This is a genomic window from Streptomyces sp. NPDC102437, assembly GCF_044765565.1.
In the GTDB taxonomy this organism is placed as follows: Bacteria; Actinomycetota; Actinomycetes; order Streptomycetales; family Streptomycetaceae; genus Streptomyces.
In genome coordinates this window covers 1-1,300 of the sequence record NZ_JBIWKI010000176.1, presented here as the reverse complement: position 1 = coordinate 1,300, position 1,300 = coordinate 1, and the positions used below count along the sequence as shown (strand labels likewise).

The following is a 1,300-nucleotide window of genomic DNA, read 5'->3' as shown; positions in this document are numbered from 1 at the left end:
GGGCCTTGACCCCGGATGTTGGACACACGAGACACTGGATCCTGAGGATCTGAGAACGGACATCTCGTGGTCATGAAGAACTACCCGCCGGAGTTCAAGGCGGACGCGGTCGCGCTGTACGAGTCGCGGCCAGAGACGACGATCAGGGCGGTCGCCGCCGATCTGGGGATCAACCCGGAGACGCTCCGGAACTGGGTGAGGGCAGCCGGCGTGAGTCGTCCCCGGGGACGCCGGACGCAGGAACCGGCCCAGCCGCCGACCCCGCTGGAAGCGGAGAACGCGGCTCTGCGGAAGAAGGTCCGTGAGCTGGAGGAGGAGCGCGAGATCCTGCGCAAAGCGGCGAAGTATTTCGCCGGGGAGACGCGCTGGTGAACCGCTTCCAGTGTGTCGCCGACCTCCAGCGCCGTTACGGCGTGAAGCGGCTCTGCAGCATCCTCGGCGTCGCCCGCTCGAGCTTCTACTACTGGCGCCGGACGGCCGCGGACCGGGCCGCCCGGCAGGCGGCCGACGCGAAGCTGGCTGTCCGGATACGGGCCGTCCATCAGGAATCGGACGGCACCTACGGAGCCCCGAGGATCACCGCCGAGCTCCGCGAGGCGAGCGGAGAGGCGGTCAATCACAAGCGGGTCGCGAAGATCATGCGGTCGTTCGGGATCGAAGGGGTCCGGTTGCGTCGTCGGCACCGCACCACCGTCCCCGACCCTGCCGCGGCCAGGGCGCCCGACCTGATCGGCCGCGATTTCACCGCCCAGGCCCCGAACACGAAGTACGTCGGTGACATCACCTACCTGCCCATCGGGGGCGGGAAGTTCTGCTATCTGGCGACCGTCATCGACCTCGCATCGCGACGTCTGGCCGGATGGGCGATCGCGGATCACATGCGCACGGACCTCGTCACCGACGCCCTGGCCGCGGCTGTCCAGACCCGCGGCAGCCTCGCCGGATCGATCATGCACACCGACCACGGAGCCCAGTACACGAGCAGGATATTCGCCGAAGCCTGCAGGTCAGCAGGAGTCCGGCAGAGCATGAGCGCGGTCGGCTCCAGCGCGGACAACGCACTCGCCGAGTCCTTCAACGCGACCTTCAAACGCGAGACTCTGCAAGGGCGAAAGAGCTGGCCAGACGAGCGCGAGGCCCGACTCGACGCCTTCCGATGGCTCCACCGCTACAACACCCGACGCCGACACTCACGCCTCGGACAACGATCACCGATCGCCTTCGAGAACGCCCTCCAACACACACCAACTACGCTGGCACCAGCCGCATAACTCGTGTCCAGGATTCGGGGTCAAGGCCC

1 protein-coding gene is annotated in these 1,300 nt (G+C 67.5%); it reads left to right on the top strand.

Features of this window, described 5'->3' with window-relative positions; translation table 11 throughout:
* Window positions 1-66: 66 nt before the first annotated feature.
* Window positions 67-1,271, top strand: a protein-coding gene (locus tag ACIRJP_RS42690) for an IS3 family transposase (protein ID WP_404186653.1) whose coding sequence is annotated in 2 segments (ribosomal slippage) — window positions 67-358 and window positions 358-1,271 — 1,206 coding nt in all. Because the reading frame shifts where the segments join, the coding sequence is not laid out codon by codon here.
* Window positions 1,272-1,300 lie beyond the last annotated feature (29 nt).